The 243-nt window shown below is 29.2% G+C and carries 1 pseudogene; it reads left to right on the top strand.

Features of this window, described 5'->3' with window-relative positions:
* Positions 1-243 (top strand): annotated as a pseudogene (locus tag AWV70_RS22525) (tetracycline efflux MFS transporter Tet(L)); the annotation flags it as partial.

Here is a 243-nt window from a genome sequence, read left to right as displayed (position 1 = left end):
CTTATCTTCTGCTCATTCCAATGATGACAATTATCACTGTTCCGTTCCTTATTAAATTGTTGAAAAAAGAAGTAAGGATAAAAGGTTATTTTGATATTGTAGGAATTATACTAATGTCAGTGGGCATTGTATTTTTTATGCTGTTTACAACATCTTATAACATTTCTTTTCTGATCATCAGTATTCTGTCATTCCTGATATTTGTAAAACATATTAGGAAAGTAACAGAACCTTTTGTTGAAC

Source organism: Sporosarcina koreensis (genome assembly GCF_001531445.1).
GTDB lineage: Bacteria > Bacillota > Bacilli > Bacillales_A > Planococcaceae > Sporosarcina > Sporosarcina koreensis_C.
The sequence above is the reverse complement of the archived record's forward strand: the minus strand, read 5'-3'. Positions and strand labels throughout refer to the sequence as shown.